The sequence below is a fragment of the Arthrobacter sp. NamB2 genome, assembly GCF_005281365.1.
GTDB lineage: Bacteria > Actinomycetota > Actinomycetes > Actinomycetales > Micrococcaceae > Arthrobacter_D.
Genome location: NZ_SZWI01000029.1, coordinates 1 through 205, shown reverse-complemented (window position 1 = coordinate 205; position 205 = coordinate 1). Strand labels below are relative to the sequence as shown.

General features: G+C 67.8%; 1 protein-coding gene. It reads left to right on the top strand.

Annotated features, from left to right (window positions below):
• The coding region (locus tag FDK12_RS15140; protein ID WP_189636374.1) for a hypothetical protein at positions 1–205 on the top strand (205 nt) is incomplete at both ends.

Below are 205 nucleotides of genomic sequence, written 5' to 3'. Positions count from 1 at the left end.
GGGTTCAAATGATGCCGGCTACTCACCGCACCGCTACGAGGTCACCGTCGTGGCGACCGTGCCGCTGCAGCTCGACGGTGCCGGATCCGGTGTCGACGATCCCACCCAGTGCGGGACCGAGGGCGATGACACAGCCCGCGCGTTCAGCAACACCTCGTCCCTGACCGATCCCACCGGTGACGTCGAGGAGGACAAGGCGTGCGCG